The sequence below is a fragment of the Geodermatophilus sp. SYSU D00079 genome (genome assembly GCF_054050635.1).
Genome location: NZ_JBJGZS010000010.1, coordinates 15,409 through 42,296, shown reverse-complemented (window position 1 = coordinate 42,296; position 26,888 = coordinate 15,409). Strand labels below are relative to the sequence as shown.

At 75.7% G+C, this 26,888-nt stretch carries 28 protein-coding genes, 1 pseudogene and 1 riboswitch; of the genes and pseudogenes, 13 read left to right on the top strand and 16 right to left on the bottom strand.

The window, feature by feature from the left end; all coding sequences use genetic code 11:
- The first annotated feature begins 105 nt into the window (after nt 1-105).
- The gene (locus ACI79E_RS10540) at nt 106-648 is read left to right on the top strand and encodes a hypothetical protein (RefSeq protein ID WP_456932484.1); all 543 of its coding nucleotides are present in this window, start codon (nt 106-108) and stop codon (nt 646-648) included.
- Here the strand turns inward: ACI79E_RS10540 and ACI79E_RS10535 are convergent.
- Nucleotides 629-1,681 carry a C40 family peptidase gene (locus tag ACI79E_RS10535; RefSeq protein WP_456932483.1) on the bottom strand — a complete coding sequence of 351 codons (1,053 nt, stop codon included), beginning with the start codon at nt 1,679-1,681 and terminating at the stop codon, nt 629-631. The genes ACI79E_RS10540 and ACI79E_RS10535 overlap by 20 nt on opposite strands.
- A gap of 15 nt (nt 1,682-1,696) precedes the next feature.
- Nucleotides 1,697-1,846, bottom strand: a riboswitch (cyclic di-AMP (ydaO/yuaA leader).
- A 199-nt stretch (nt 1,847-2,045) separates the two neighbouring features.
- Here ACI79E_RS10535 and ACI79E_RS10530 point away from each other — a divergent pair.
- From ACI79E_RS10530 to ACI79E_RS10520, 3 genes and pseudogenes are all read left to right on the top strand, one after another.
- Nucleotides 2,046-2,225: a hypothetical protein gene (locus tag ACI79E_RS10530; protein ID WP_456932482.1), complete on the top strand. Its 180-nt coding sequence runs from the start codon at nt 2,046-2,048 to the stop codon at nt 2,223-2,225.
- Between the two features lie 77 nt (nt 2,226-2,302).
- Nucleotides 2,303-3,865, top strand: a complete 1,563-nt coding sequence (locus tag ACI79E_RS10525) for a phytoene desaturase family protein (protein ID WP_456932481.1) — start codon at nt 2,303-2,305, stop codon at nt 3,863-3,865.
- Nucleotides 3,862-4,665, top strand: a pseudogene (locus ACI79E_RS10520) (YhjD/YihY/BrkB family envelope integrity protein); the annotation flags it as partial. The gene ACI79E_RS10525 and the pseudogene ACI79E_RS10520, both read left to right, overlap by 4 nt.
- A gap of 23 nt (nt 4,666-4,688) precedes the next feature.
- On the opposite strand, the gene ACI79E_RS10515 reads toward ACI79E_RS10520, so the two are convergent.
- The 8 genes from ACI79E_RS10515 to ACI79E_RS10480 all read right to left on the bottom strand — a co-directional run bounded on the left by ACI79E_RS10515 (nt 4,689) and on the right by ACI79E_RS10480 (nt 14,660).
- Nucleotides 4,689-7,112, bottom strand: coding sequence for a transglycosylase domain-containing protein (locus ACI79E_RS10515; protein ID WP_456932480.1), 2,424 nt, complete (start codon nt 7,110-7,112; stop codon nt 4,689-4,691).
- Between the two features lie 103 nt (nt 7,113-7,215).
- Complete coding sequence (locus tag ACI79E_RS10510) at nt 7,216-9,261, bottom strand: HelD family protein (RefSeq protein ID WP_456932479.1); 2,046 nt, start codon at nt 9,259-9,261, stop codon at nt 7,216-7,218.
- A gap of 12 nt (nt 9,262-9,273) precedes the next feature.
- Complete coding sequence (locus tag ACI79E_RS10505) at nt 9,274-9,945, bottom strand: acVLRF1 family peptidyl-tRNA hydrolase (RefSeq protein WP_456932478.1); 672 nt, start codon at nt 9,943-9,945, stop codon at nt 9,274-9,276.
- On the bottom strand, nt 9,942-10,367 hold the full coding sequence (locus ACI79E_RS10500; RefSeq protein WP_456932477.1) for a rhodanese-like domain-containing protein: 426 nt from the start codon (nt 10,365-10,367) through the stop codon (nt 9,942-9,944). Before ACI79E_RS10500 ends, ACI79E_RS10505 begins: the two co-directional genes overlap by 4 nt.
- A gap of 7 nt (nt 10,368-10,374) precedes the next feature.
- On the bottom strand, nt 10,375-11,589 hold the full coding sequence (locus ACI79E_RS10495; RefSeq protein ID WP_456932476.1) for an MFS transporter: 1,215 nt from the start codon (nt 11,587-11,589) through the stop codon (nt 10,375-10,377).
- Nucleotides 11,590-11,775: 186 nt separating this feature from the next.
- Nucleotides 11,776-13,581 carry a phosphoenolpyruvate carboxykinase (GTP) gene (locus tag ACI79E_RS10490; protein WP_456932581.1) on the bottom strand — a complete coding sequence of 602 codons (1,806 nt, stop codon included), beginning with the start codon at nt 13,579-13,581 and terminating at the stop codon, nt 11,776-11,778.
- Nucleotides 13,582-13,815: 234 nt separating this feature from the next.
- On the bottom strand, nt 13,816-14,334 hold the full coding sequence (locus ACI79E_RS10485) for an SRPBCC family protein (protein ID WP_456932475.1): 519 nt from the start codon (nt 14,332-14,334) through the stop codon (nt 13,816-13,818).
- Nucleotides 14,331-14,660: an ArsR/SmtB family transcription factor gene (locus tag ACI79E_RS10480; protein ID WP_456932474.1), complete on the bottom strand. Its 330-nt coding sequence runs from the start codon at nt 14,658-14,660 to the stop codon at nt 14,331-14,333. The genes ACI79E_RS10485 and ACI79E_RS10480 overlap by 4 nt, the downstream gene beginning before the upstream one ends.
- Before the next feature lie 72 nt (nt 14,661-14,732).
- Here ACI79E_RS10480 and ACI79E_RS10475 point away from each other — a divergent pair, with 72 nt between their 5' ends.
- The 3 genes from ACI79E_RS10475 to ACI79E_RS10465 all read left to right on the top strand — a co-directional run bounded on the left by ACI79E_RS10475 (nt 14,733) and on the right by ACI79E_RS10465 (nt 16,342).
- Nucleotides 14,733-14,972, top strand: a complete 240-nt coding sequence (locus ACI79E_RS10475; protein ID WP_456932473.1) for a hypothetical protein — start codon at nt 14,733-14,735, stop codon at nt 14,970-14,972.
- A 76-nt stretch (nt 14,973-15,048) separates the two neighbouring features.
- Complete coding sequence (locus tag ACI79E_RS10470) at nt 15,049-15,291, top strand: acyl carrier protein (RefSeq protein ID WP_456932472.1); 243 nt, start codon at nt 15,049-15,051, stop codon at nt 15,289-15,291.
- A 91-nt stretch (nt 15,292-15,382) separates the two neighbouring features.
- A complete protein-coding gene (locus ACI79E_RS10465) occupies nt 15,383-16,342 on the top strand; it encodes an NAD(P)H-dependent flavin oxidoreductase (RefSeq protein ID WP_456932471.1) in 960 nt (319 codons plus the stop codon).
- On the opposite strand, the gene ACI79E_RS10460 is transcribed toward ACI79E_RS10465, so the two are convergent.
- The 4 genes from ACI79E_RS10460 to ACI79E_RS10445 all read right to left on the bottom strand — a co-directional run bounded on the left by ACI79E_RS10460 (nt 16,339) and on the right by ACI79E_RS10445 (nt 19,914).
- Nucleotides 16,339-17,064 (bottom strand): DsbA family oxidoreductase, encoded by a 726-nt coding sequence (locus ACI79E_RS10460; protein ID WP_456932470.1) that lies wholly within the window; start codon nt 17,062-17,064, stop codon nt 16,339-16,341. The genes ACI79E_RS10465 and ACI79E_RS10460 overlap by 4 nt on opposite strands.
- Nucleotides 17,061-18,062, bottom strand: coding sequence for a cation diffusion facilitator family transporter (locus ACI79E_RS10455; RefSeq protein ID WP_456932469.1), 1,002 nt, complete (start codon nt 18,060-18,062; stop codon nt 17,061-17,063). Before ACI79E_RS10455 ends, ACI79E_RS10460 begins: the two co-directional genes overlap by 4 nt.
- A gap of 81 nt (nt 18,063-18,143) precedes the next feature.
- Nucleotides 18,144-18,521 carry an FKBP-type peptidyl-prolyl cis-trans isomerase gene (locus ACI79E_RS10450; RefSeq protein ID WP_456932468.1) on the bottom strand — a complete coding sequence of 126 codons (378 nt, stop codon included), beginning with the start codon at nt 18,519-18,521 and terminating at the stop codon, nt 18,144-18,146.
- A 94-nt stretch (nt 18,522-18,615) separates the two neighbouring features.
- On the bottom strand, nt 18,616-19,914 hold the full coding sequence (locus tag ACI79E_RS10445) for an MFS transporter (protein ID WP_456932467.1): 1,299 nt from the start codon (nt 19,912-19,914) through the stop codon (nt 18,616-18,618).
- Between the two features lie 127 nt (nt 19,915-20,041).
- On the opposite strand from ACI79E_RS10445, the gene ACI79E_RS10440 reads away from it, so the two are divergent.
- Nucleotides 20,042-20,443, top strand: coding sequence for a VOC family protein (locus ACI79E_RS10440; protein WP_456932466.1), 402 nt, complete (start codon nt 20,042-20,044; stop codon nt 20,441-20,443).
- A 22-nt stretch (nt 20,444-20,465) separates the two neighbouring features.
- Here ACI79E_RS10440 and ACI79E_RS10435 read toward each other — a convergent pair whose 3' ends face one another.
- Nucleotides 20,466-21,212: an SDR family oxidoreductase gene (locus tag ACI79E_RS10435; RefSeq protein WP_456932465.1), complete on the bottom strand. Its 747-nt coding sequence runs from the start codon at nt 21,210-21,212 to the stop codon at nt 20,466-20,468.
- Nucleotides 21,213-21,270: 58 nt separating this feature from the next.
- On the opposite strand from ACI79E_RS10435, the gene ACI79E_RS10430 reads away from it, so the two are divergent.
- The gene (locus ACI79E_RS10430; protein WP_456932464.1) at nt 21,271-22,977 is read left to right on the top strand and encodes a glycoside hydrolase family 13 protein; all 1,707 of its coding nucleotides are present in this window, start codon (nt 21,271-21,273) and stop codon (nt 22,975-22,977) included.
- Between the two features lie 7 nt (nt 22,978-22,984).
- Here the strand turns inward: ACI79E_RS10430 and ACI79E_RS10425 are convergent, their stop codons facing one another.
- Nucleotides 22,985-23,125 (bottom strand): hypothetical protein, encoded by a 141-nt coding sequence (locus ACI79E_RS10425; protein ID WP_456932463.1) that lies wholly within the window; start codon nt 23,123-23,125, stop codon nt 22,985-22,987.
- 25 nt (nt 23,126-23,150) lie between these two features.
- On the bottom strand, nt 23,151-25,151 hold the full coding sequence (locus tag ACI79E_RS10420) for an acetoacetate--CoA ligase (protein ID WP_456932462.1): 2,001 nt from the start codon (nt 25,149-25,151) through the stop codon (nt 23,151-23,153).
- A gap of 62 nt (nt 25,152-25,213) precedes the next feature.
- Between ACI79E_RS10420 and ACI79E_RS10415 the strand changes: the two genes are divergently transcribed.
- From ACI79E_RS10415 to ACI79E_RS10400, 4 genes are read left to right on the top strand one after another with little or no spacing between them, the layout of a single operon-like run.
- On the top strand, nt 25,214-25,624 hold the full coding sequence (locus ACI79E_RS10415; protein ID WP_456932461.1) for a DUF2237 family protein: 411 nt from the start codon (nt 25,214-25,216) through the stop codon (nt 25,622-25,624).
- Between the two features lie 32 nt (nt 25,625-25,656).
- Nucleotides 25,657-25,935, top strand: coding sequence for a hypothetical protein (locus ACI79E_RS10410; protein ID WP_456932460.1), 279 nt, complete (start codon nt 25,657-25,659; stop codon nt 25,933-25,935).
- Entirely contained in the window at nt 25,932-26,150 is a 219-nt protein-coding gene (locus tag ACI79E_RS10405; protein ID WP_456932459.1) for a hypothetical protein, read from the top strand. The genes ACI79E_RS10410 and ACI79E_RS10405 overlap by 4 nt, the downstream gene beginning before the upstream one ends.
- Nucleotides 26,147-26,866 (top strand): mycothiol-dependent nitroreductase Rv2466c family protein, encoded by a 720-nt coding sequence (locus tag ACI79E_RS10400; protein WP_456932458.1) that lies wholly within the window; start codon nt 26,147-26,149, stop codon nt 26,864-26,866. Before ACI79E_RS10405 ends, ACI79E_RS10400 begins: the two co-directional genes overlap by 4 nt.
- Nucleotides 26,867-26,888 lie beyond the last annotated feature (22 nt).

Here is a 26,888-nt window from a genome sequence, read left to right as displayed (position 1 = left end):
CTCCTCGGGCCGGCGGACGTCCCGCGTGGACGGCAGTGTCTCCCGGTCGAGGACGGCGGTGGCCGGTGGGACCGGCACGGCCGGGTGCTGGCAGGGTCGGCGCCCGTGCGGGGACTGGCGCGGCGGGAGTTCTGCCTCGTGCTGCTGCGGCGGATGGCCGACCTGCGTCCCGACCTGGTCGCCGAGGCGCTGCCCCGGCTGGGGGCCACCCGAGCCGAGGCGCACGCCGCGCACACCCGCTGGCAGGCGCTGCAGCACTCGCCGCGGGCTCCCCGGGGGCTGGCGCTGCGCACCGCCGTCCTGGGCCCGCCGGAGGAGCTGGAGGACCGCCGGTTCGGCGACCTCGACGTCCAGGTCCGCCGCTGGCCGGTGCCGTTGTGGCCACATCTGTACTGGGAGGTGCTGTCCGGCCCGGGCGGGTCGGTGCTCGCGGAGCACCTGGCGCGGGCGCCGGGCTCACCGGTGCCGCCGGCGTCCGCGACCCGGTTGCTGGTGTGGCAGCACGTGCTCGACGACGTGGTGGGCCTGCCGGGGGCGCGCAGCGTCGACCCCGGCGTGGTGACCCGCTGGGAGGTGGAGCTGCCCGGCGGGGTCCGGGCCCGGTTCGTGTGGGGACTGCTGCAGGAGGTCAGCCGGCGATGCGGTTGAACCGCGGCGTGGCGCCCATGGCATCGACGCTGGCGACCTTCACGACGTCGCCGGAGGTCGGCGCGTGCACCATCTGGCCGTTGCCGAGGTAGATGCCGATGTGGCTGACCGGGCTGTAGAACGCGACCAGGTCACCGGGGCGGGCCTCGGCGCGGGACACCTGGGTGCCCATGGCCGACTGCGAGCGGCTGGAGTGCGGCAGGCTGATGCCGGCGGCCTTGAACGCGTACTGGACCAGCCCCGAGCAGTCGAAGGAGCCAGGCCCCGCCGCGGCCCAGACGTAGGGCTTGCCGCGCTGGGCCATCGCCGCGTCGATCGCGGCCTGCACGGCCCCGCTGCCGGCCACCACCGGCGCGGCGGCCGGGGCCGGCGCCGAGCGCTCGGCGCGGCTGGCCCGCTCGGCCCCGCCGCCGTGGGCGGTCGCGGCCGCCTCGAGGGCCGCCCGCCGCTCGTCGGCCGACAGCCGGGCGTAGTCGGCCTGGTAGGCGTTGATCTGCGCCTGCAGGTCGGCCTGCTGGGCGGCCACGGCGTCGTACTGGGCCTGGGCCTCGACCGCCGCGGCGTCGGCCACCGCCTGGGCCTGCGCGGCGACCTCGCCGGCGGCCACGGCCTGGTCCAGCAGCCCGTTCTGGTGCCCCGCGACGGTCTCCAGCAGCGTGACCCGGTTGACGAACTCGTCGGCGGAGTCGCTGGTCATCAGCGCCTGGAGCGAACCCATGCTGTCGCCGGTGAATGCGCTGCGGGCGATGCCCCGGACCTGCTGCTGGGCCGCGGTCGCCGCGCCCCTGGCCTCGGCCACCGCCGCGGCGGCGGCCTGGGCCGTGGCCTGCTGGGCGGCGAGCGCCTCGCGCGCCTCGTTGAAGTCCTCGGTGACGACCTCGAGCTCGTGCCCGCGGGCGGCGACCAGGGCGGCGGCCTCCTGCGCGGTGGCCGGTTCCTCCGCGCCGGCCGAGGACGGCCCGAGGGTGAGACCGAGGGCGCCGGCGACGGCCAGGACGACGGCAGCGCGGCGGGCGGTGCGAGGGGACGCCATGGTGCGGCGGCACTCCGTTTCTTCCACGGCCGCCTACCGGGTCAGCTGACGGGTTCGGGCGGGAAGGCGCCCGGCGCGTCCGGCCACGGGGCCGTGCGCGCTCCACCCCAGTGGTGCGGTGGGTCCCCGGTCCGGCCACCCCCGGGAGGAGGGCGCCGGTTCGACGGCGTCCGCGGAGTGTCACCCAGGTTGGTGACGGAGCGCCCCGCCGGACGCACACACCGTAAGGGCCGTGACGCTGCCGTGACAATTACCCGGATGTGATTTGGTGGACTCTCGACTCAACCCGCCGCGCGGGCGGGACGCGTGGGTCCGGTGGGACGGGTGGGGTTTGGCGAGCGGTCCGCGCGAGCACGTGCAGCGCATGGACCTCAGACGACCCCTGGCCGCCCTCCTCCTCGTCGGGGTGCTCGCCGGGTGCAGCAGCACCGAGACCGGCGGGAACACCGACGTCAACCGCAACGAGCAGGACTGCGGCACCGCGGAGCAGGCACCCGGACAGGGTTGCGAGGAGAGCGAGGACGCTCCCGGCGAGGGCAGCTGACCGGTGCCGGCACCCGCCTCGGCCCACCCGGGCGCGAGCACGGCAGCGAGGAGCGCAGCACCCCGCGGGAGGGGACGGTGACACCGGACGGACGGGGTGCGTACGACGCCGTCGTCGTCGGGGGCGGGCACAACGGGCTCGTGGCCGCGGCCTACCTGGCCCGGGCCGGCTGGTCGGTACTGGTGCTCGAGCGCCGGGAGCGGGTCGGCGGCGCCGCGGTCAGCGAGCAGGTGTTCCCCGGCGTCGACGTCCGGCTGTCGGCCTACTCGTACCTGGTCAGCCTCCTGCCCGACCGGATCGTCGCCGACCTCGGCCTGGAGGTCACCCTCGCCGACCGCGCGGTGGCCTCCTACACCGCCGTCCCGGGCGGGGCCGGCCTGCTGGTGGAGCGGGACGAGGGGCCGGCCACGGCGGCCTCGTTCCGCGCGCTGACGGGGTCCGACGCCGAGCTGGCCGGCTGGCAGCGCTTCTACGCACGGGTGGCCACGCTGGCCGAGGACCTCGCCCCCACCCTCACCGAGCCGCTGCTGTCCCCCCGGGAGCTGGCCGGCCGGCTGTGCGACCGGCGGCTGTGGGAGGACCTGCAGGCCCGGCCCCTCGCCGACCTCGTCGCCGACGAGCTGCACTCCGACGTGGTCCGCGGGGTGGCGCTCACAGACGGGCTCATCGGCACGTTCGCCGACGTGCACGACGCCGCCTCACCGGCCGGCCGCTGCTTCCTCTACCACGTGGTCGGCAACGGCACGGGGCGCTGGCGGGTGCCGGTGGGCGGCATGGGTGCGGTCACCGGCGCCATGGCCGCGGCCGCCCGCGGAGCCGGCGCCGAGCTGGTCACCCGCGCCACGGTGACCGCGCTGGAGCCGGGCGCCGACGGCGTCACCGTGCACTGGACCGACGACGACGGCGTCGAACGGGCGGTGGACGCCGGGTACGTGGTCGGCGGCGCCGCGCCCGCGGTGCTCGACCGGCTGACCGGCGCAGCACCCCGACCCACCGCCGACGGGGCCCAGCTCAAGGTCAACATGGTGCTGGCGCGGCTGCCCCGCCTGCGCTCGGGCGTGGACCCCGCCGTCGCCTTCGCCGGCACCTTCCACGTCGACGAGGCCGCGGGCCAGCTCGACGCGGCCCACGCGCAGGCCGCCGCGGGGCTGCTGCCCGACGTCATCCCGTTCGAGGTGTACTGCCACTCGCTGTCCGACCCCTCGATCCTGGGGCCGGCCGAGCGGGCGGCGGGCTACCAGACGCTCACCCTGTTCGGCCTGCACACGCCGGCGGCGCTGTTCCGCAGCGACCCGGTCGGCACCCGCCGGGAGGCGGTGCGGCGGGTCGTCGACCAGCTCGACGCGCACCTGGCCGAGCCGCTGCTGGACTGCCTGGCCCGCGACGGCGACGGCGAGATCTGCCTGCAGGCGGCGTCCCCGCTGGACGTCGAGGAGTCCCTGGCGATGCCCGGCGGCCACATCTTCCACGGCGACCTGGCCTGGCCGGTGGCCGCGACCCCCGACGAGGTGGGCACCTGGGGCGTCGCGACCGCGCACCCGCGGGTGGTCGCCGCCTCCTCCGGGGGCACGGTCCGCGGCGGGGCGGTCAGCGGCCTGGGGGGCTACGCCGCGGCCCGCGCCCTGCTGGACCGGCCCTGACCCGCCGCTGGACGGCGTCCCGGCTGCGGCGGGAGGCGTCGTCCCTGCTCCGCAGCGCGGAACGGCAGCTGCGCGGCCGGGACCTCGCGCTGATCGCCGCGGGGCTGACCTTCTACGCGGGCATCGCCGTGGTGCCGCTGCTGCTGGTGGCCTTCCGCCTGACCGCGCTGCTCAGCTCGCCGGAGACCGTCCGGGAGCTGAGCGACCGGCTCGGCGACCTGTTGCCGCCGCAGCTGGGGGCACCGGAGGCGCTGCGGGCGCTGGCCCGGGCGGGCGTGGGCATGGGCGTGCTCGACGTCGTCCTGGCGCTGCTGCCGCTGTCGCTCTACGGGGAGGGGCTGCGGCGGGCGCTGCTGCGGTTCACCCCCCGCCGCGACACGCTGACCGGCTGGCGGGGCCGGCTGCTCGCCATGCCGCTGGTCGTGGCCACCCCGCTGCTGCTGTACCCGCTGCTGCGGGCCGCCGCCGCGATGGCCGACCTCACCGACCGCGGCAACTGGCTGGGCAGCTTCGCGGTCGGCTACTACTCGGTGCTGTTCGCGCTCACCGTGCCGCTGCTGTGGGGGTTCGGCGTCGTCGCGGCCGGCCGGCTGCGCTGGCCCGCCCTCGTGGCCGGTGCGCTGTTCACCGCCGCCTGCCTGTCGGGCTTCCTGCAGGGCTTCGTGCTCTTCCTGGCCCTGCCGCTGGCCCTCGGGGCACCCTTCGGCGGCCTGACCGTCGTCGGCGCGGTGGTGGCGATCAGCCTTTGGCTGTTCCTGCTGCACCTCGTGCTGATCGGGGGCTGGCTGCTGACCCAGGCCCTGGACGAGCGCGTGCGGGCCGGTCAGGCCGGAGCCGGCTCACCGGGCGCGGGCGCCGGGGGCGCGGGTTCGGCCGGCGCGGGGGCCGGGGGTGCGGGCTCGGCCGGCTGGGGAGCCGGAGGCGCTGCGGGCGGTGGCGGCTCACCCGGTGGCGGCCCTCCTGGTGGCGGCGCCGGTGCGCCCGGCGGCGGGCCCGCGGGCGCCGGTGGCGGCTCGGGGGCGCGCTCGACGTAGTCGGCACCGTTGCTCACCAGGATCGACACGACCTGCCCCTGGACGGCCCGGCCGCCGCGCGGCGGGCTGGTGCCGAGCAGGACGCCGGCCGGACGGGCGCTGTCGACCCGCACGGTGGTGTGCTCGAACCCGGCGTCGGTCAGCGCCGCCTGGCAGGCCCGCACCGAGCCGCACCCGGGCACCGGGCGGGTGTTGCCGTTCTGCACCACGTCGTCGGCGGGCGGGAACTCCCTGCTGCCCCGGGCCTCGAGGACCGGCGCCATCGCGTCGTGCCACACGGTGGCGGCCTTGCCACCGCCGAACCCGCCGACGTTCTGCTTCCGCTTGGGGTTGAACACCATCACGCTCGCGGCGACGTCGGGGGTGTAGCCGACGAAGGCGATGGAGTCGTTGTCCTGCGCGGTGCCGGTCTTGCCGGCGATCTGGTGGCCGGGCACGTGGGCGCGGGCGCCGGTCTGACCGGGGTTCCCGGGTGCGACGTCCTTGACCAGCATGTGGTTGAGCGTGTTGGCCACCCCCGGCGGGATGGCCTCGGGGGTGCACCGGTCGCCCACCGCGATCGGCTCGCCGTCGGAGTGCGTGGCCGGCTCCCCGTGCTGGTCGAGGACGGCGGTCACCGGGACGACGTCGCACTGGGTGCCGCTGGCGGCCAGCGTCGAGTACGCGCTGGCCAGGCCCAGCGGGCTGGTGGCCTCCGCGCCGAAGGTGAACGACCCCCGGTTCTCGTCGATGACCTGCTGCGGCAGCGCGGGGTCGCTGAACTGGAACAGGCCCATGCGCTCGGCCATCCGCACCGGCTCCTCGACGCTGCCGAGGGCGTCCTCGAGGGCGAGGAAGTAGGTGTTGGACGACTGGTACAGCGCGGTCGTGAGGTCCAGCGTGGACCGGTAGCTGCCGGCGTTCTCCACGTCGTAGCGCCCGGCCCCGTCGCGGTAGACGCGGGAGACGTAGGGGTCGCCCGTGGTCAGCGTGTAGTAGCTGGAGTACCCGCGGGCCAGCGCGGCGGCGGCGGTGAAGACCTTGTAGGTCGAGCCCGACCCCTTGCTCGGGGCCACGTTGAGGTTGAACGACTCCTGGGCGGGGTCCTCCTTGTCGTAGCCGAACACGCGGTTGACGCTCATCGCCAGCAGGTGCCCGGTGCCGGGCTCGACGGCGGTGAACATGCCGGCCAGCGAGTTGCCCATCGACAGGGTGTCCAGGACGGCGGCGTCGCCGGCGCGCTGCAGCTCGACGTCCAGGGTGGTCTGGATGACGTAGCCGTTGTTCTCCAGGTCCTCCTGGGTGAGGCCGAGCTGCTGGACCAGGTACCGCTGCACGAAGTCGCAGACGAAGGGCCCCACGCTGGCCTCGACACAGCCGCGCCGGGGGGCGGGGGCCGGCGCCAGGCCCAGCGGCGCGGCCTGCGCCGCGGTGGCCTGCTCGACGGTGACGTAGCCCTGCTCGGCCATGCGGGAGAGGACCTCGTTGCGCCGCTCGGTGGCCGCTTCCGGGTTGGTGAACGGGTCGTCGGCGGTGGGGCTCTGCGCGAGGCCGGCCAGGAGGGCGGCCTGCGGCAGGTCCAGCGCGGCGGCGTCGATGCCGAAGAAGGCCCGCGCGGCCGGCTGCACGCCGTAGGCGTTCTGCCCGAAGTACACGATGTTGAGGTAGCGGGTGAGGATGTCGTCCTTGGAGTAGGCGTCCTCCAGCGCGAGGGCCAGGCGTGCCTCACGCAGTTTGCGGCCGAGGGTCTGCTCGGTCGCCGCCCGGCGCTCCTCCGACGTGGTCGCGGTCTGCAGCAGCGTCTGCTTGACCAGCTGCTGGGTGAGCGTCGACCCGCCTTCCTGCACGCCGCCGGCGGCGAGGTTGGTGACCAGCGCGCGCAGCGTGCCCTGGACGTCGAGGCCGTGGTGGTCGTAGAAGCGGGCGTCCTCTATCGCCACCATCGCCTGCTTCATGACCTCGGCGATCTGGTCGGGCGCGACGGGGGCCCGGTTCTCGTCGTAGAAGTACGTGATGGGCTCGCCGTTGGCGGCCAGCAGCACGGTGTTGGGCGCGGGCGGGTCGATCGTCAGCTCGGTGGGCAGGTCACCGAGCAGCCCCGTCGAGCGCTGTGCGGCCACGGCGGGCCCGCCGACCCACGGGAAGAGGAGTGCGGCGACCAGTGCCCCGGCCGCGAGGACGGTGCCGGCCAGCTTGAGCAGCGTCCTGACCCGTGCGTCCGTGCGCAGGTCCATGGGCCCCCTTCCGTGGAACGCCCCACTGGAACAGAGAACGTGTTCGGCCACAACCACCCGCGCCGTACGCGCCCGGCCTCGATGCCGAAGCGTGAGGAGGCGGTCACCCCGCGAGGGCAGCCGGCAGGTCGCCCCGGTGGAGCACCACCAGCGTGCTCACCGCCCGGGTGAGGACGACGTAGAGCCGGTGCAGCCCGCGCGGCTCCGCGGCGACGACGGCGGCCGGGTCCACGACGACGACCGCGTCGAACTCCAGCCCCTTGGCCAGCGTCGCCGGCACGACCGCGACCGGGGCGGCCTCGCCGTCCTCCGTCAGCACCCGGGCGGGCAGCCCCGCCGCCGCCAGGACGTCGGCCAGCTCCGCGACGTCGGCGTCGGCAGCGAGGACGCCGACCGACCCGGGCACCGCCCGCAGCTCCCGGACGACGTCGACCAGCGGTCCGGCGAACGTGGCCACGGGGCGGACCGCCAGGGCACCGTCGCCGCGCCGCACCGCGGTGGCCGGGGCCAGGCCGGGAGCCATGACGGGGAGCAGCCGGTTGGCGTAGTCGAGGACCTCGCCGGGCACCCGGTAGCCGCGGGTGAGCGGCCGGACGACGGTGTCGGGCCGGCCCAGGCCGGCCAGCGTCTGCCCCCAGTCGGCCGCCGACCACGGGCTGGTGGCCTGGGCGAGGTCGCCGAGCACGGTCAGCGAGCCGGCCGCCAGCCGGCGGGCCACGGCCCGGCACTCCATCGGCGAGAGGTCCTGCGCCTCGTCGACCACCACGTGCCCGTAGCCGGCCGTGCGCTCGAGCAGCCCGGCCACCTCGTCGACGAGCACCGCGTCGGCCGCGGTCCACGGGGCGGTGCGCGGCGACCGGGGGACGGCCGCCCAGCGCAGCCGGGCCTGCTCGTCGTCGTCGAGCAGGCCGCGGGCGGCCCGGGCGAGGAGGGCGGGGTCGGTGTAGAGCGCGCGGACCAGCTCGGCGGCGTCGCGGGCCGGCCAGACCGCGTCGCAGGAGGCGCGCACCTCCGGGCTGCGGGCGGCGCGCCGGGTCTCGGCGTCGGTCGGGCTGCTCCCGGCCTCCTCGGCCTGGCGGCGGGCGTCCTCCGCCAGGACCATCGCCAGCCGCTCGCGCCCGGCGGCGTAGTGCAGCAGGCGCTGGTCGTCACCGGCGCGGCCGCGGCGGCGCAGGTCGTCGACGGCGCGCTTGAACCGCGCGACCGGCACCCGGTACCGCCGCCCGCCGAGCGGGACCTGCACGTCGTCGGCGGGCTTGGCGATGGCGCCCCACAGCGCCCGGTGCAGCACCTCGGCCATCCGCGCGTCGCCCTTGAGGACGGCGACCTCCGGGGCGTCCACGGCCCGCACCGGCACCCGCGCGGTGAGCTCGGCGACCGTCGTCTGCTCGACGTCGACCTCGCCGAGCGTGGGCAGCACCTGCTCGACGTAACGCAGGAACGCCCGGTTGGGGCCCACGACGAGGACGCCGGTCCGGGCCAGCTGCCCGCCGTGGGTGTAGAGCAGGTAGGCGGCGCGGTGCAGGCCGACCGCGGTCTTGCCGGTGCCCGGCGCGCCCTGCACGCAGACGGACTCGGCCAGCGGCGCCCGCACGATCGCGTCCTGCTCCGGCTGGATCGTGGCCACGATGTCGCGCATCGGGCCGCTGCGGGGCCGCTCGATCTCCTCCCGCAGCAGGCGGCTCTCGTGCGCCTGCCCGGGGTCGCCGAGCGCCTCGTCCTCGTAGCCGGTGAGCTCCCCACCGGAGAACCCGAACCGGCGGCGGCGCGCGAGCCCCTGCGGATCGGCGGCGCTGGCCTGGTAGAACGGCCGGCTCATCGGCGCGCGCCAGTCGATGACGACCGGCGTCCCGGACGCGTCCCGGACGTGCCGGCGGCCGATGTGGAAGGTCTCGGCCGGGCCGCCCGCGGGGGCGGCGTCCGTGCGGCCGAAGAAGGCGGGCACGCCCGGGTCCGCGGCCAGCGCGCGCAGGCGCTCGGCGCGGGCGGCGCCGAGCCGCTCGGAGGCCCAGGCGTCGACGCCGGCGTCTCCGACGGCGCCGGCCGCCGCACGCATCCGGGTCAGGCAGTCGGCCGCGTGCGCCAGGTGGGCGCGCTCGGCGAGGAGGACGGGATCGGGGACGGTGGTCTCGGGAGCGGCGGGAGACACGGTCGGAGGACGTTACGCCGATCCGTCCCCGGGCTCCAGGATGTGCACCCGCACCGCCCGGAACTGCTCCGGGGTCGCCAGCAGCACGGCCTTGGTGGGCTCGCCCACCTCCAGCGGCGGTTCCCGGCGCAGCGGCGCGAGGGCGCGGAGCCGGGGGTCGGCCAGGACGGCGTCGACCAGGCCGCGGTCGCCGCCGGGGAACAGCGCGGTCACCTCCGCCGCGTGCGGCAGGAGCACCCGGACGGCGGTGTCCGCGGCCGCCGCGACCACGGCGTCGGTCTGGTGACCGCGGCGGCGGGCGAACCGCTGCTGGCTCCAGCCACCGGCGGCGGTGCGGCCCTGCACCTGGCGCGCGTCGACCTTGGACACGACGAGGTCCGCGCCGTCGAAGACGCCCACCGCCCAGCGCCCGCGGCGGACCAGCAGGACGGCGGCCCGGTGCGGCTGCCGGACGCCGGCGGTGAACGCGGTGAGCAGGGCCGGACCCGGCCGCCAGTCGAACGGCGCCCGCAGGGTGAGGGTGGTGCCGTCGGCGCAGGTGATCCGCACGGCGCCGTCGGCGTCCCGCTCCACCCGGTCGAAGGTGCCGTGCCGCTCGGCGACGCCGTCCAGCCAGCGGCCCAGCCGCTCCGGGGCAACGCCGAGGGTGCGGCCACCCCCGGCGGCGGGTCGGGCGCGGGTCATCCGGAGCCGGCGTCGTCGTCCCTCGTGGTGGGCAGCCCCGCCGCCCGCCAGGCCTGGTAGCCGCCGACGACGTCCGTGGCGCGGGAGAGGCCGAGGTCGCGCAGCGAGGCCGCGGCGAGGCTGGAGGAGTAGCCCTCGTTGCAGAGGACGACGACCTCCACGTCGTAGCCGGTGGCCTCGGGCAGCCGGGCGTCGCTGGCCGGGTCGAACCGCCACTCGAGCACGTTGCGCTCGACGACGAGCGCCCCGGGCACCTCGCCGTCGGCCTCCCGCTGGGCGGCCGGCCGGGTGTCGACGAGCAGGGCGCCCGCGGCCATGCGGGCGGCGGCCTCCTCGGGCTCGAGCCGGTGGAGCCCGGTGCGGACGTCGGCCAGGACCTCGTCGATGGTGCGTGCCCCGGCGGGGCGGTCGGGGGTGGTCACCGGCCCATCATCGGGCCATCGCCGGCTCGGCGGCGTGCTCGGCCGGCACGTGCAGCACCCGCTGGGCGGCGCAGACGGTCACCGCGGCGACGGCGGCGGCGATGGTGGCCACGAGGAAGGAGGCGTTGGCACCGACGGAGTCGACGATCTTGCCCGCCAGCGAGGTGCCCACGGCGACCCCGAGGGCCAGGGCCGTGCCGATCCAGGTGAAGGCCTCGGTGGTCGCCGAGCGCGGCACGAGGAGCTCGGCGAGGGTGAACGAGCTGATCAGCGAGGGGGAGACGGCGACCCCGGCGACCACCACGAACGGGATCATCAGCCAGATGTCCTCGATGAGCAGCAGCGGGATGCTCAGCACGGTCAGCAGGACGAGCGAGGCGGCCAGGCGCAGCCGCAGCGGCTGACGCCAGTGGATCGCCCCCCACCCGATGCCGCTGGCCATCGACCCGAGGGCGAGGGCGGCGATCAGGACGCCGGACAGCGACTTGGCGTCCACCTCGTCGGCGAAGGCGACCAGTGCGATCTCCAGGGTGCCCAGGATGGCGCCCACCGCCGCGCCCACCACGAACAGCACGCGGATGCCGGCGCTGCGGATCGCCGCCGGCCCGGTGCGCGCCGCGTGCCCGTGCGGCGGGGGCTCGGTGGCGCCCTGCGCGGCGAACAGCAGGCTGCCGACGACGGCGAGGGTGAACGCGGTGACCACACCGGAGGTGGCGTGCCCGGTCGTCGACAGGAAGGTGACCAGCACCGGTCCGACGATGAAGACGAACTCGTCCAGGACCGACTCCATCGCCAGCGCGGTCGGCAGCCGGTGCGTGCCGCGCAGCAGGTGCGTCCAGCGCACCCGGATCATCGAGGAGACCGGCGGGATGCACGCGCCGGCCACCCCGGCGGAGATGAAGACGGTCCACAGCGGCCAGTCCTGCTTGACCGCCGGCAGGAACACGCAACCGGCGGCGACGAAGACCACCACGACCGGCAGCAGCGTGCGGCGCTGCCCGTGGGTGTCGGCCCAGCGGCCGATGAGCGGTCCGGAGATCGCGGTGGTGACCGCGCCGGTGGCGGCGACCACGCCGCCGAGACCGTAGGAACCGGTCTCCGACGCGATCAGCAGGACCGAGCCCAGACCCACCATCGACAGTGGCAGCCGCCCGACGAACGCGGCCAGGACCATCGGCAGCGCGTGCGGGGTGCGGAGCACGGAGAGGTAGGGGTTGGGCACGGGTGCAGGACCTGTCGTCTCAGGTGGCGGTCGGTCGGGACTACGTGCGGTCACGCTAACCGACCGACCGGGCGGTGGCCGGTCGGCGGGCATCGGCCCAGGTCGGCCCGGCCGCGGGAACGGAACAGGCCCCGCACCGGTCGCCGTTGACCGGTGCGGGGCCTGGGCCCTCCAGGGAGGCGCCCCTCAGGAGAGGCGGTGCTCCAGGATGGCGAGCTCGTCCCACATGGTGCTGGGCAGCTTGTCGCCGAACTTCTCGAACCACTCGGTGATCTGCGGGATCTCCGCGCGCCACTCGTCGGCGTCGACGGCGAGGGCCTTGCGGAGCTGCTCCTCGCCCAGGTCCAGACCCGAGACGTCCAGCGAGTCGGCGGTCGGGACGTGCCCGATCGGCGTCTCGACGGCGGCCGCGGTGCCCTCGAGGCGCTCGACGACCCACTTGAGGACCCGGCTGTTCTCCCCGAAGCCCGGCCACAGGAAGCCGCCGTCCTCGTCACGCCGGAACCAGTTGACGTAGAAGATCTTCGGCAGCCGGGCGGCGTCGCCGGCCTTGCCGGTCTCGACCCAGTGCCGGAAGTAGTCGCCGGCGTTGTAGCCGATGAACGGCAGCATGGCGAACGGGTCGCGGCGGACGACGCCGACCGCGCCGGTGGCCGCGGCGGTGGTCTCCGAGGAGAGCGTGGCCCCCATGAAGACGCCGTGGTTCCAGTCGCGGGCCTCGGTGACCAGCGGGACGGTCGTCTTGCGGCGGCCGCCGAACAGGATCGCGGAGATCGGCACGCCCTGCGGGTCGGAGTACTCCGGGGCCAGGATCGGGCACTGGGTGATCGGGGTGCAGAACCGCGAGTTCGGGTGCGACGAGGGCTCGTCGCTGTCCGGCGTCCAGTCCCGGCCCTTCCAGTCGGTGAGGTGGGCGGGGGCCTCGTCGGTCATGCCCTCCCACCAGACGTCACCGTCGTCGGTCAGGGCGACGTTGGTGAAGACCGAGTTGCCCTTCTCGATGGTGCGCATGGCGTTGGGGTTGGTGTCCCAGCCGGTGCCCGGCGCGACGCCGAACAGGCCGAACTCGGGGTTGACGGCGTAGAGCCGGCCGTCCTCGCCGAAGCGCATCCAGGCGATGTCGTCGCCGAGGGTCTCGACCGTCCAGCCCGGGATGGTCGGCTCGAGCATCGCCAGGTTGGTCTTGCCGCAGGCCGAGGGGAAGGCCGCGGCGACGTAGTACGTCTTCTGCTCGGGGCTGGTCAGCTTGAGGATCAGCATGTGCTCGGCCAGCCAGCCCTCGTCGCGGGCCATGACCGAGGCGATCCGCAGCGAGTAGCACTTCTTGCCCAGCAGCGCGTTGCCGCCGTACCCGGAGCCGTAGGACCAGATGGCCCGCTCCTCGGGGAACTGCACGATGTACTTCGTGGAGCTGCACGGCCACGGCACGTCGGCCTGGCCGGGCTCCAGCGGGGCGCCGAGGGAGTGCATCGCCGGCACGAAGGGGCGGTCCTCGCCCATCGCCTCGAGGATGGGCGTGCCGATGCGGGCCATGACCCGCATCGAGACGACGACGTACTCCGAGTCGGTGAGCTCGACGCCGAACATGGGGTTCTCGGCCTCGACCGGGCCCATGCAGAACGGGATGACGTACATCGTCCGGCCGCGCATGCACCCGCGGTACAGCTCGGTCATGATCGACTTCATCTCGTCGGGGGCCATCCAGTTGTTGGTCGGCCCCGCGTCGGCCTCGTCGACCGAGCAGATGAAGGTGCGGTCCTCGACGCGCGCGACGTCACTGGGGTCCGAGGCGCACCAGAAGGAGTTGGGCTTGCGCTCCAGCCGGGTGAAGGTGCCGGCGTCGACCAGCTTCTGGGTGAGGCGCTCCCACTCCTCGTCGGTCCCGTCCACCCAGACGACCTGGTCGGGGGTGGTCAGCTCCGCCATCTCCTGCACCCAGGCCAGCAGCCGGGTGTGGGTGGTGGGGGCGGTGTCGAGACCGGGGGTGGCCACAGAAGTCAAGACGTCTCCATCCGTCGGGTACGCGGGGGCAGGGGGCCGCCGACGTGGGTGCTGCTCAGCTGGTCCGGCCCGCCGCACGCCTCGGGCGCCGGCACGGGGACCGTGTGCCGAACGCTACCGGCGCACGCCCGGCCTGTAACCGTGAGAGAGATTACGTATAAGACGTCTACCCGGTGGGACGGAAGGCCCTGGTGGGGCCGGTCCCACCCGGTCGGGGGACGGCGCTCAGCCGGCTCCGCCGCGGCCGTAGAGCGGCCCGACCTCGGCCCAGAAGGGCTCCCACTCCCCCGGGCCGGCCGTCCCGGCGACCTCCGCGTCGAGCCTGTCGAGGTACCAGTGCCACCCGCCGAGGACGTCCCCGGCCGCCATCCCGGGCGCGAGGGCCTGGCTGAACACCAGCGTGGTCGTGTCGCCGTCGGAGGACAGGTCCAGCTCCAGCCGCCACCCCAGCTCCTCCGCGGTCCACTCGACGACCAGCCGCCGGGGCGGGTCGCACTCGACGATGCGCACCGCCGCCCCGGTGTGCTCGCCCTCCTCGAAGGCCATCGTGAAGGTGCCGGTCCCGCCCGGACCGCGCTCGCCCTCGTACCGCCCGATCCACCGGGCCAGCCGGTCGGGCTCGGTGATCGCCGCCCAGACGTCGTCCACCGGGTCGGGCCAGGAGCGGCGGAACTCCAGCCGCTGCCGGCCGTCGGCACCGGGGCGGACGACGCCGCGGCGGGCGTGCGCGTCGTGCTGGGTCATGTCGGGCCTCCGCCCTGCCGTGCCCGCCGGCCGCGGGCGATCTCGGTGTCCAGTGCGTCGAGCCGCTGGGCCCACAGGTCGCGGTAGGGCTCCAGCCACTCGTCGAGCTCCCGCAGCGGGCGCGGGTCGAGCGCGTAGAGCCGCCGGCGACCCTCGACACGGCTGCGGACCAGCCCCGCCTCCCGCAGCACCCGCAGGTGCCGGCTGATCGCCGGCCGGCTCACCGGGAAGCGGCCGGCCAGCTCCCCGGCGGCCAGCTCCCCCTGCGCCAGCAGGGCGACCAGCTGCCGGCGGGTGGGGTCGGCGAGCGCCGCGAGCGCCTCCACCCGCCATGCGTAACACACGCGTTACGCGTTCGCGAGGGGTTGACGCGCGGCGCCGGCGGGCAGGGCCGACCCATGACCGTCACCGACCCCGACGTCCCCGACCCGCTCAACGACCCCCGCACCCTGCAGGCCGACCCCGGCGCCTACGGCCAGGGGGAGGACCTCGCCTCGGGCGAGGACGACGCCGCCGTCAGCGGCGAGGAGGAGCTCGCCGAGGAGGAGCTGGCCGCGGGGGCCACCCCGGCCGACGACGCCGGCGGCGGGGACGTCACCCGTGGCGCCGCCGGCGGGATCGGCGCGGCGGACGACTGAGACGGAGCGGTCCGTTTCGGCACGCGCAGGTGGGGAAGTGTGAGGCCCCCCACAGTTCCGAGACGAGGAGGCTGCCATGGCCACCGGCGAGACCGGCTTCGAGGACGTCACCTACGACCTGATCTCGGTGCAGTACCACTCGCTCAAGGCCGGTCACGACTACGGCCAGTACGTGCGCGATGCGGAGAACGCCGGGCTCGACGACATCGCGGGCTTCTTCCGCGAGGTGATGGAGCAGGACTCCGCGCGGGCCCGGCGCTGCCACGAGTTCCTGCGCCGGCTCTCGGGCACCGAGCAGGGCGGGCCGGCCACCCAGTAGGAGGAGCGCCGCTCCTCCCCGGGCACCGCCGCGGACGGCTCCGGGGCGGTTCCCGCGGCTGTCCGGGGACGGAGCCGCCAAGATGGGCGGCGTGATCCGGACGCCGCTGACCCGCTGGTTCGACCTCGCCGCACCGGTCGTCGGCGCCCCGATGGCCGGTGTGGCCGGAGGGGCGCTGGCCCGGGCGGTCTCCCTGGGCGGCGGTCTCGGGATGATCGGCGTGGGCAACGCGACGACGCCGGAGTTCGTCGCCGAGCAGGCCGCGATCCCGGCCGCCGACGACCTGCCGTTCGGCATCGGGCTGATGGCGTGGGTGCTCGAGACCCGGCCGGAACTGCTCGACGCGACGATCGCCGCGCGTCCCGCGCTGGTGTCGGTCTCCTTCGGCGACCCGGCACCGGCCGTCGGGCCGCTGCACGACGCCGGGATCGCCGTGGCCACCCAGGTCAACACCGCCACCGACGTCTCCCGCGCCCAGGACGCCGGCGTCGACGTGCTGGTCGCCCAGGGCACCGAGGCCGGCGGGCACACCGGCCACCGCGCGACCCTCCCGCTGCTGCAGGAGGTGCTGGCGCTCACCGACCGGCCGGTGCTGGCCGCCGGCGGGATCGCGACCGGCGCCGGGGTGGCCGCGGCCCTGGCCGCCGGCGCCGCCGGGGTCTGGATCGGCACGCCGCTGCTGGCCTGCCCGGAGGCGCTCAACTCACCCGCGGCGCGCGCCCGGGTCACCGCGGCCGCCGGCGAGGACACCGTGCTCACCCGGGCCTTCGACGTGGCGCAGGGGCTGGCCTGGCCGGAGCGCTGGCCCGGCCGCGCCCTGGTCAACGCGTTCAGCCGCACCTGGCACGGCCGGGAGGCGGAGCTGCCCGGTCACCCGGACTGCGCACGCGTCGTCGAGGCCCGCAAGACCGGGGACCTGGACGCCGCACCCCTCTACGCCGGGGAGTCGGTCGGCCTGGTGACCGCCGAACGGCCCGCGGCCGACGTCGTCCGGCAGCTGGCCGAGGACGCCGAGCGGCGGCTGCGCGCGGTGGTCGGGCTGCTGGACTAGACGGCGCAGCTCTCGTCGGTGCAGCCGTCGGCGGCGGGCACCGTGACCAGCGGGTGGGCGTCGGCCCAGGCCCGCTCGAGCACCTGCAGCAGCAGCTCCGCCGGCTGGGCGCCGGCCGCGCCGTACTTCCGGTCGACGACGAAGAAGGGGACACCGGTCGCGCCGAGGGCCTGGGCCATCCGCGCGTCCTGGGCGACGGCGGGGCGGAAACGGGAGTCGCCGAGCGCGGTCCGCACCTCGGCCTCGTCGAGGCCGACCTCCACGGCGAGCGGGACGAGCGCGTCGACGTCGAACACCGACCGCCCCTCCTCGAAGTGGGCGTGCAGCAGGCGCTCCTGCATCTGTCCCTGCAGGCCGTGCTCGGCGGCGAGGTGGATGAGCTCGTGGGCCAGCCGGGTGTTGCCGCTGACGCCGTCGGCCAGGGAATACTGCAGGCCCTCGGCGGCGGCGGTCTCCTCGACGTGCCGCATCGAGGCCCGCATCTCCTCCTCGCTGCGGCCGTACTTGGCCGCCAGCGCGGGCAGCGTCGGGTGCGTCTCCCCCTCGGGCGCGGTCGGGTCGAGCTGGTAGGAGCGCCAGACCACCTCGACCTGGTCCCGGTGGGGGAACCGCGCGAGCGCGGTCTCCAGCCGGCGCTTGCCGATGTAGCACCACGGACAGACGACGTCGGACCAGACCTCGATGCGCACGTCGCCGACCAACCGCGCGCCCGCCGCGGTCATTCCGCCCGGTGCGCCTGGGCCTGGGCCCGCCCGTCGCCGGGTGTCGGGTCGAGGAAGACGTACCGCACGCCCTCGTGCCGGGCGACCAGCCGGCGCTCGGCCTCGTCGGAGGCGCGCTCGACGTCGGCGACGGTCGCGTCGTCGGCGAAGTCCACCTTGGCCGAGACGATGAGCTGGCCGGGACCGATCACGGTGGTGAGCAGGAACGGGACGGCGGTGACCTGCGGGAGCGCGGCGATCTCCGCCCGCAGCTCCTCCTGGATGCGCGGCGACACCGACTGGCCGATGAGCAGCGAGACGTTGGACCGGGCCAGCGCGCCGGCCACGAGCAGCAGGAGCACCCCGATGGCGATCGCGGCGACGCCGTCCCAGACCGGGTCGCCGGTGACCTGCTCCAGGAACAGGCCCAGGGCCGCGAGGACCAGCCCGACCAGCGCGGCGCTGTCCTCGAAGGTCACCGCCTTCACCGTGGTGTCGGTGGTCTGGGCGAGGTAGCGGCGGGGCGTCGTCCGCCACCGGCGGGCCGAGCTGCGCACCTGGCGGACGGCCTTGAGCCACGAGGCGCCCTCCAGCAGGAAGGCGACCGCGAGGACGACGTAGGCGATCAGCGGGTCGCCCTGCTCCTCGCCCCCGACGATGGTCGAGACGCCCTGCCAGAAGGAGAAGCCGGCGCCGAGGGTGAAGGTGGCCAGGCAGGCCAGCAGGGCCCAGAAGTAGGTCTCCCGGCCGTAGCCGACCGGGTGCCGCGCGTCCGGCGCCCGCGTGCCGCGCTTGAGCGCGACGAACAGCAGCACCTCGGTGATCGTGTCGGCCAGCGAGTGCGCCGCCTCCGACATCATCGCCGAGGAGTGGCTGACCAGGCCGCCGACGAGCTTGGCGACGGCGATGCCGAGGTTGGCCAGCCCGGCGACGACGACGGTGCCGGTGGACTCCCCACCCGTGCCCTCGGGGGCCTCCTCCGCGAGGACGTGCCCGGGAGCGGGTGCCGGCTGTGTCATGGCTGCGCGGGTGCCCCGCGCAGCCGGTGCCCATGCCTGGGGCGTCGCCCGGTGACGCTGCCGGTCACCGGGCGACGCCGCTCAGCGGACGCCGACCAGGTCGACGACGAAGACCAGCGTGGCGCCGGGCTTGATGACGCCGCCGGCGCCGCGGTCGCCGTAGGCCTTGTGCGGCGGGATGGTGAGCCGGCGACGGCCGCCCACCTTCATGCCGGCCATGCCCTCGTCCCAGCCCTGGATGACCATGCCGACGCCCAGCCGGAACTCCAGCGGGTCGCCGCGGTCCCAGGAGGCGTCGAACTGCTCGCCGCCGTCGTGGGTGACACCGACGTAGTGGGCGCTCACCAGGTCACCGGCCTTGGCCTCCGGGCCGTCGCCGACGACGAGGTCCTCGATCACCAGGTCGTCGGGCGCCGGGCCGGTCGGCGGCTCGACGTCGGGGCGGGTCAGCTCGGCCACGGGGGTCTCCTCGGGACGGGGCGCCGGGCCGGTGCCCGACGGGTCGACCCCATCCAAACAGCGGTGCCCCCGGGACGCCGACCGGCCCCTCGGCTCACACCGGGTCGAGGAGCTCGTCCACCGGCGGCCGCCGGGCGGGAGCGACAGCGACGTCGAGCGGGTGGGCGACCTCGTCGGCCGGCATCCGCGCCGCGAGCACCGCCACGGCCGCCAGGAGCGGCGGTGCCAGCCCGGCCACCAGGAACGTCGCCGCCGACCCGATCAGCTCGCTGACCGGGCCGGCCAGCGCCATGGACAGCGGCATGAGGCTGAGGGAGACGAAGAAGTCCAGGCTGGACACCCGCCCGAGCAGCGCCGACGGCACCCGCCGCTGCAGCAGCGTGCCCCAGATGACGGTCCCGGCCTCGAAGGCCGCACCGACCAGCGCCCCCGCCGCGATCATCAGCGGGAGGCTCGTGGACAGCCCGAAGACCACCATCGGCACGCACCCCAGGCCCCACAGCCCGACCATCACGGTCAGGTACCGCCGGGGCAGCCGCAGCGACGCCACGACCAGGGAGCCGACCGCCCCGCCGACCCCGAAGGCGGCCAGCACGTAGGCGTGCTGCGTGGGGCCGCCGCCGGCGTCCCGGATGGCGAAGGGGACCAGGACCTCCAGCGGCCCCAGGAGCGCCAGCACCATCAGCGAGGCGAACAGCAGCGTGGCCAGCAGCCAGGGGGTGCGCAGCATGTAGACGAAGCCCTCGCGCAGGTCGGCCAGCACCCCGGTGCGCGGGGCGCCGGCGTCCGCCCGCCGGACGGGGGTGACCGGCAGCGCGAGGACGTGCACCGCGGCGAGCAGCGAGACCGCCGCGGTGGCGGTCAGCGCCGCCCCGGGCGACAGCGCGGCGACGAGGAACCCGGCGGCCGCCGGGCCGGCCGCGTTCTGCAGCAGGGGACGGACGGCGCCCTCCAGCCCGTTGGCCGCCAGCAGGTCGCCCTCCGGCACGAGCGCGGGCAGCTGCGCGGAGTAGGCGGGGTAGTACAGGCCCGTGGCCAGCCCCACGGCCAGGGCGGCCACGGCCAGCTGCCACAGCGTCAGCCGGCCGGCCAGCGACAGGACGGCGACCACGCCGACCGCCGCCGCCTGGACCAGCGCCACCGCGAGCAGCAGGTACCACTGCGGGACCCGGTCGGCGAGCACCCCGCCGAACAGGGTGCTGGCCAGCATCCCGCCGGCCGACAGGCCGGTGACCAGCGAGAGGGCGGCCGGGCCGCCGCCGAGGGCCACCACCTGCCAGACCGCGGCGACCGCCCACAGCCCGGCGGCCAGCAGCGACAGCGCCATCGAGGCGGCCAGCAGCCGGTAGTCGCGGTGCCGCAGCGGCGACAGTGCGCGCGGCAGCGCTGCCATGAGAGGGCCTCCTCGTCGGATCCGGTGCCCCGATGGTCCGCGACGGGTACGACAGGACGCACCCGATTTGCCGGGCCGCGCCCCGGGGAGGCCCCCGCCGCCCGCGGCCCCGCTACGGTCCGGCGGCGTGATCGACCACCTGGGACTGCAGGCCGCGGACGTCGCCGCCGCCGTGGCGTTCTACACGCGGGTCTTCGACCCGATCGGCCTCCGCGAGGCGATGCGCTACGACACCCCCGACGGGCCGGTCGTCGGGTTCGCCGGCCCCGACGGGCACCCGCAGCTGTGGCTCAGCCCGCTGGCCGAGGGCACCGACCGCCCGGTGCACCTGGCGCTGCGGGCCCCGTCGCGGGCGGCCGTGGACGAGGTGTTCGCCCTGGCGCGGGAGGCCGGCGCGGAGGTGCTGCACGAGCCGCGGGTGTGGCCGGAGTACCACCCCGGCTACTACGGCGCGTTCTTCCGCGACCCCGACGGCAACAACGTGGAGGCGGTGCACCACACCCCCGTGTCGGGCCCCCCGCAGGACTGACCGGGAGCCGGGGCGGCGCGGCTCACCGCCCGCCGGCGACGTCCAGCACGCTGCCGGTGCAGTAGCCGGCGTCGTCACCGAGCAGCCACAGCACGGCGGCGGCCACCTCCTCGGGCAGGCCGGCCCGGCCCATCGGCACCGTCGGGCCCAGCCGCGCGACCCGGTCGGGCTGCCCCCCGGCGGCGTGGATCTCCGTCTCGACGATCCCCGGGCGCACGACGTTCACCCGCACGCCCTCGCCGGCCACCTCGCGGGCCAGCCCGAGGCCGAGGGTGTCCACGGCGCCCTTGCTCGCGGCGTAGTCCACGTACTCGCCGGGGGACCCCAGCCGGCTGGCGGCCGAGGAGACCAGCACGACCGACCCCCCGGGCCCGCCGTGCCGGGTGGACATCCGGCGCACGGCCTCCCGGCAGCACAGGACGGTGCCCAGCACGTTGACGGCCAGCACGCGCCGGACCCGCTCGGCGGTCAGCTCGTCGACCCGTGCCCGCGGGGCCACGATGCCGGCGTTGGCCACCAGCCCGGTCACCGGGCCCAGACGCTCGGCGGCGGCGAAGGCGGCCAGGACGTCGTCCTCGACCGAGACGTCGGCGCGCGTGGCGGTGGCGACCCCGCCGTCGGCCCGGATGGCGCCCACGACGGCGGCGGCCGCGGCCTCGTCGTCCCGGTAGGTCAGCGCGACCGACCACCCGGCCGCCGCGGCGGCACGCGCGGTCGCCGCACCGATGCCGCGGCTCCCGCCGGTCACCAGCACGACACCGGGAGGCACGGCTGGGAACGTAGCGCGACCGGGTGCGGGCCGCTGCCCGCCGTGCTGGGCTGGGCGCATGCCCGAGCAGCCCCCGTGGTGGACCCGTGCCGTCGTCTACCAGGTCTACCCGCGCTCGTTCATGGACTCCGACGGCGACGGCATCGGCGACCTCGGCGGCATCCTGCAGCGGCTGGACCACCTGGCCGACCTCGGCGTCGACGTCCTGTGGCTGTCCCCCGTCTACCCCTCACCGCAGGCCGACAACGGCTACGACATCAGCGACTACCAGGACATCGACCCGCTGTTCGGGGACCTCGCACGGTTCGACGAGCTCGTCACCGCGCTGCACGCGCGCGGGATGCGGCTGGTCATGGACCTGGTGGTCAACCACACCAGCGACCAGCACCCGTGGTTCCGGGAGTCCCGGTCGTCGAGGGACTCCCCCAAGCGCGACTGGTACTGGTGGCGGCCCCCGCGGGCGGGGATGACGGCCGGCGCGCCGGGTGCGGAGCCGACCAACTGGCACTCGTTCTTCTCCGGGTCCACCTGGGAGTACGACGAGGCCAGCGGCGAGTACTTCCTGCACCTGTTCGACCGCCGACAGCCGGACCTGAACTGGGAGAACCCCGAGGTCCGGCAGGCGGTGTACGCGATGATGCGGTGGTGGCTCGACCGCGGGGTCGACGGCTTCCGCATGGACGTCATCAACATGATCAGCAAGGACGTCGACGCGGACGGCCACCTGCACGACGGCCCACCACTGCCCGGCCTGCCCTACGGCGACGGCTCGGCGTCCTACCTGTGCGGGCCGCGGATCCACGAGTTCCTGCAGGAGATGCACCGTGAGGTCGTCGCCGGGCGGTCGGAGGCGCTGCTGACGGTCGGGGAGATGCCCGGTGTGACGGTCGAGCAGGCCCGGCTGTTCACCGACCCGGCGCGGGCCGAGGTGGACATGGTGTTCCAGTTCGAGCACGTGGGGCTGGACTTCGACGGGTCCAAGTGGAACCCCCGGCCGCTGCGGCTGCGCGACCTCAAGGCCTCGCTCGGGCGGTGGCAGGCCGGGCTGGCCGACGTCGGCTGGAACTCCCTCTACTGGGACAACCACGACCAGCCGCGGGCGGTCTCCCGCTTCGGGGACGACTCCCCGCGGTACCGGCGGGACTCCGCGACCTGCCTGGCCACGCTGCTGCACCTGCACCGCGGGACGCCCTACGTCTACCAGGGCGAGGAGCTCGGGATGGCCAACGCCCCGTTCGCGTCCCTCGACGACTTCCGCGACGTGGAGTCGCTCAACCACTTCGCGCAGGCCGTCGCGCACGGCGATGACCCCGAGCGGGTGCTGGCGGCCATGCGGCGGATGGGCCGGGACAACGCGCGGACGCCGGTCCAGTGGGACGACTCGCCGTCCGCCGGCTTCACCACCGGGACGCCGTGGATCGCGGTGAACCCCGACACCACCGAGTGGAACGCCGCCGCCCAGCGCACCGACCCGCGGTCGGTGCTCGCCCACCACCGGCGGCTGATCGCGCTGCGGCACGAGTCGGCGGTGGTCGCGCTGGGCGACTTCACGATGCTCCTGCCGGAGCACGACGAGGTGTACGCCTTCACCCGGTCCCTGGACGGGGAGACGCTGCTCGTCGTCTGCAACGTGGGCGGGCGGGAGCACCGGCTGGGCGAGCTGCTGCCCGAGGCGGTCGGCGCGGAGCTCGTGCTGGGCAACCTGGCCGGGGGCGACCCCGCCGTCCTCCGCCCGTGGGAGGCGAGGGTGCTGCGGCTGCCGTAGGGGTCCCTCAGGGCGCGGCGGGCGCTCCCCCGGCGCTCCGCCGGGCGGGGCGGTCCAGCGGGTGGGCCAGCTCGTCGGCCGGCAGCCGGGCGGCCAGCAGCACCACCGCGGCCAGCAGCGGAGCCAGCACCCGCGGCAGGCCGGCCACGGCCCTCCCGGCGCGTCCGGCCCCGTCAGCGGACGCCGCGCTCCCGCGCCAGGGCGAGATAGTGCTCCACCGCGGCCGGGTCGTCGACGGCGCCGACGTTGAGCGCCCGGGCCGGGTCGACGCCCTGGAACAGCCGCTTGAGCGGCACCTCCAGCCGCTTGCCGGTGCGGGTGTGCGGCACCGCGGGGACGGCGATCACCTCGTCGGGCACGTGGCGCGGGCTGGCCTGGCGGCGGATGGCCTCCCGGATCCGCCCGGTGAGCTCCTCGTCGAGCTCCGCGCCCTCGGCCAGCTTGACGAACAGCGGCATCCAGTAGCCGCCGTCCCGCTGCTCCACGCCGAGCACGACGCAGTCGAGCACCTCGGGGATCGACTCCACGGCGGCGTAGATGTCCGCCGTGCCCATGCGCACCCCGCCGCGGTTGAGCGTCGAGTCCGACCGGCCGGTGATCAGGCAGGTGCCGCGGTCGGTGACCTCCATCCAGTCCCCGTGCCGCCAGACGCCCGGCCACGGCTCGAAGTACGACTCGCGGTAGCGCTCGCCGTCCGGGTCGTTCCAGAAGTACAGCGGCATCGACGGCATCGGCTCGGTGATGACCAGCTCCCCCAGCTCACCCACCACCGGCTGCCCCTGCTCGTCCCAGGCGGCCGCCGCGACGCCCAGCATCGGCCGCTGCAGCTCCCCGGCGGTCACCGGCAGGAGCGGCGAGCTGCCGACGAACCCGGTGGCGACGTCCGTGCCGCCCGACAGCGAGCCGAGGAAGACCTCGGGCCCCACCGCGTCGTACACCCACCTGAAGGCCGACGCCGGCAGCGGCGAGCCGGTCGACCCGACGTACCGCAGCGCCGACAGGTCGTGGGTCTCCCCCGGCCGGATGCCGGCCTTCTCGCAGGCGGTCAGGTAGCCGGCGCTGGTGCCCAGGTAGGTGAGCCGGGTGCGCGCGGCGAGGGCGAACTGGGCGTCGACCGACGGGTACGCGGGGGCGCCGTCGTGGACGACCACCGTCGCGCCGCACAGGAGCGCCGAGGTGGCGATGTTCCACATGATCCAGGCGGTGGAGGCGTACCAGTAGAAGCGGTCGCCGGGGCGGACGTCCCCGTGCAGGGCCAGCTGCTTGTGCTCCTCGAGGGTGACCCCGCCGTGGCCGTGCACGATGCCCTTGGGCAGGCCGGTGGTGCCCGACGAGTAGACGATCCACAGCGGGTGGTCGAACGGGACCTGCTCGAAGCGCGGCTCCTGCTCCTCGGCGACCGCCTCCGCCCACGGCACGGCGCCGGCCGGCACCTCGCCGGGGAACAGCCGGGGGACGGCGATGGTGGTGCGGACGCTGGGCAGCGCGCCGCGCAGCTCGGCGACGACGTCGCGCCGGTCGTACTCCCTGCCGTTGAACCGGTACCCGTCGACGGCGACCAGCACGGTGGGCTCGATCTGCGCGAACCGGTCGAGGACGGCGCGGGTGCCGAAGTCCGGCGCGCAGGAGGACCACACCGCGCCGACGGCCGCCGTCCCGAGGAAGGCGACGACCGCCTCGGGGACGTTGGGCAGGTAGCCGGCGACCCGGTCACCGCGCTGCACGCCCAGCCGGCGCAGCGTGGCGGCGAACGCGCCGACCCGCGCGCGCAGCTGCGCCCAGCTGGTCTCCTCCGGCTCGCGGTCCTCCGCGACGGCGATCAGCGCCGGGGAGTCGGCGGGCACGGTGCCGTCGGCGCCGGCGCGCAGCGCCTGCTCGGCGTAGTTGAGCGTGGTGCCGGGGAACCAGACGGCGCCGGGCATCTCGCGCCGGAGCAGCACCCGGTCGTCCGGGACGTCGGGCAGCACGCCGGTCCAGCCGGCCACGTCGGCCCAGAACTGGTCGAGGTGCTCGACCGACCAGCGCCAGATCGTGTCGTAGTCCGGCGGGTCGCCGAGGTCCAGGCCGCGCCGCTGCGCCACCCAGCCGGCGAACTCGGCGATCCGGGTGCCGCGCATCGACTCCGGGGTCGGGCGCCAGAGGACGGTCGGCTCGTTCGTGGTGCTCCCAGTCACACCGGCACCCTGCCATCCCCCGCGCGCTGCGCCAGAGGGGTGCACCGCGCAAGATTGACCCGATGAGCCAGCCCGAGCCCGGCAGCGAGGAGCGCAACGTCCTCGGCGGGCCGCTGCAACCCTGCGGCACCGAGCCGATGACCGGCTTCTACCGCACCGGCGTCTGCAGCAGCGGCCCGGAGGACGTCGGCAGCCACACGGTGTGCGCCGTCGTGTCGGCCGAGTTCCTGCAGGTGCAGCGCGAGCTGGGCAACGACCTGAGCACGCCGCGACCCGAGTACGGCTTCCCCGGCCTGCGCCCCGGCGACCGGTGGTGCGTCGTCGCCGCCCGCTGGCTGCAGGCCTACCAGGCGGGCGCGGCCACCGGCGTCGTCCTGGCCGCCACCCACGCCCGCGCCCTCGAGGTCGTCCCCCTCGAGGCGCTGCGCCAGCACGCCGTCGACGTCCCCGACGACCTCAGCGGCCTCGACTAGCGACCACTGCCCACCCGACGACGAGGAGCGACATGAGCGACCTGCTGGACCTGCCGGTGACCACCCTCCAGGGCGAGGCCACCACCCTCGGCGCGCTCGCCGGCGGAGGCGCGGCCCTGGTGGTGAACGTGGCCAGCCGCTGCGGGCTCACCCCGCAGTACAGCCAGCTCGAGGCGCTCCAGCAGGAGTACGGCGGGCGCGGCCTGACCGTGGTCGGCGCGCCGTGCAACCAGTTCATGGGGCAGGAGCCGGGGACGGCCGAGGAGATCCAGGCTTCTGCTCCACCACCTACGGCGTCACCTTCCCGATGACCGAGAAGCTGGAGGTCAACGGCCCCGGCGCGCACCCGCTGTTCCAGCGGCTGGCCGAGGCGCCCGACGCCACTGGGGAGGCCGGCGAGGTGCGCTGGAACTTCGAGAAGTGGCTGGTCGGCGCCGACGGCGAGGTCGTGGCCCGCTTCCGGCCGCAGACCCAGCCCGACTCCCCCGAGGTGCGGCACGCCATCGAGCAGGCGCTGCCCCGGTGACCCGCGACACCGACCTGCACTTCTGGTTCGACCCGGTCTGCCCCTTCGCCTGGCTGACCAGCCAGTGGGTGCGCACCGTGGCCGCCCGGCGCGCGTACACCGTGCAGTGGCGGCTGATCTCGCTGCGGCTGCTCAACCGGCACGTCGACTACGACGCCCAGTTCCCGCCCGACTACGAGGCCGGGCACACCGCGGGGCTGCGGCTGCTGCGGGTCGCCGCGCGGGCGCGCGACGAGCGCGGCCCCGAGGTGCTCGACCCGCTCTACGCCGCCATGGGCGCCCGGATCTTCGAGTCCGACCGGGTCCCGGACGGCGCGCACCGCGGGCGGGCGGAGTTCGTCGAGCCGATCCTCACCGCCGCCGGGCTGCCGACCGACCTCGCCGACGCCCTGGACGACGAGTCGTGGGACGCCGTCGTCCAGGCCGACACCGACGAGGCGCTGCGCCTGGCCGGCAAGGACGTCGGGACGCCGATCCTGCAGTTCCGGCCCCCGGACGGCGCCGCGTTCTTCGGCCCGGTGATCAGCCGGGTGCCCGACCCCGAGGACGCCGTCGCGCTGTGGGACCACGTGGTGGCCCTCGCCGCCTTCCCGGGGTTCGCCGAGTTCAAGCGCAGCCTGCGGGAGCGCCCGCAGCTGCCGGCCTTCGGCGTCCGGCCGGGTGAGGTGGGCGTGCAGGAGGACTGGCACGGGGGCAGCCGACGCCAGCACCGCTGACCGCGGCACGCTCCGGAGGTGC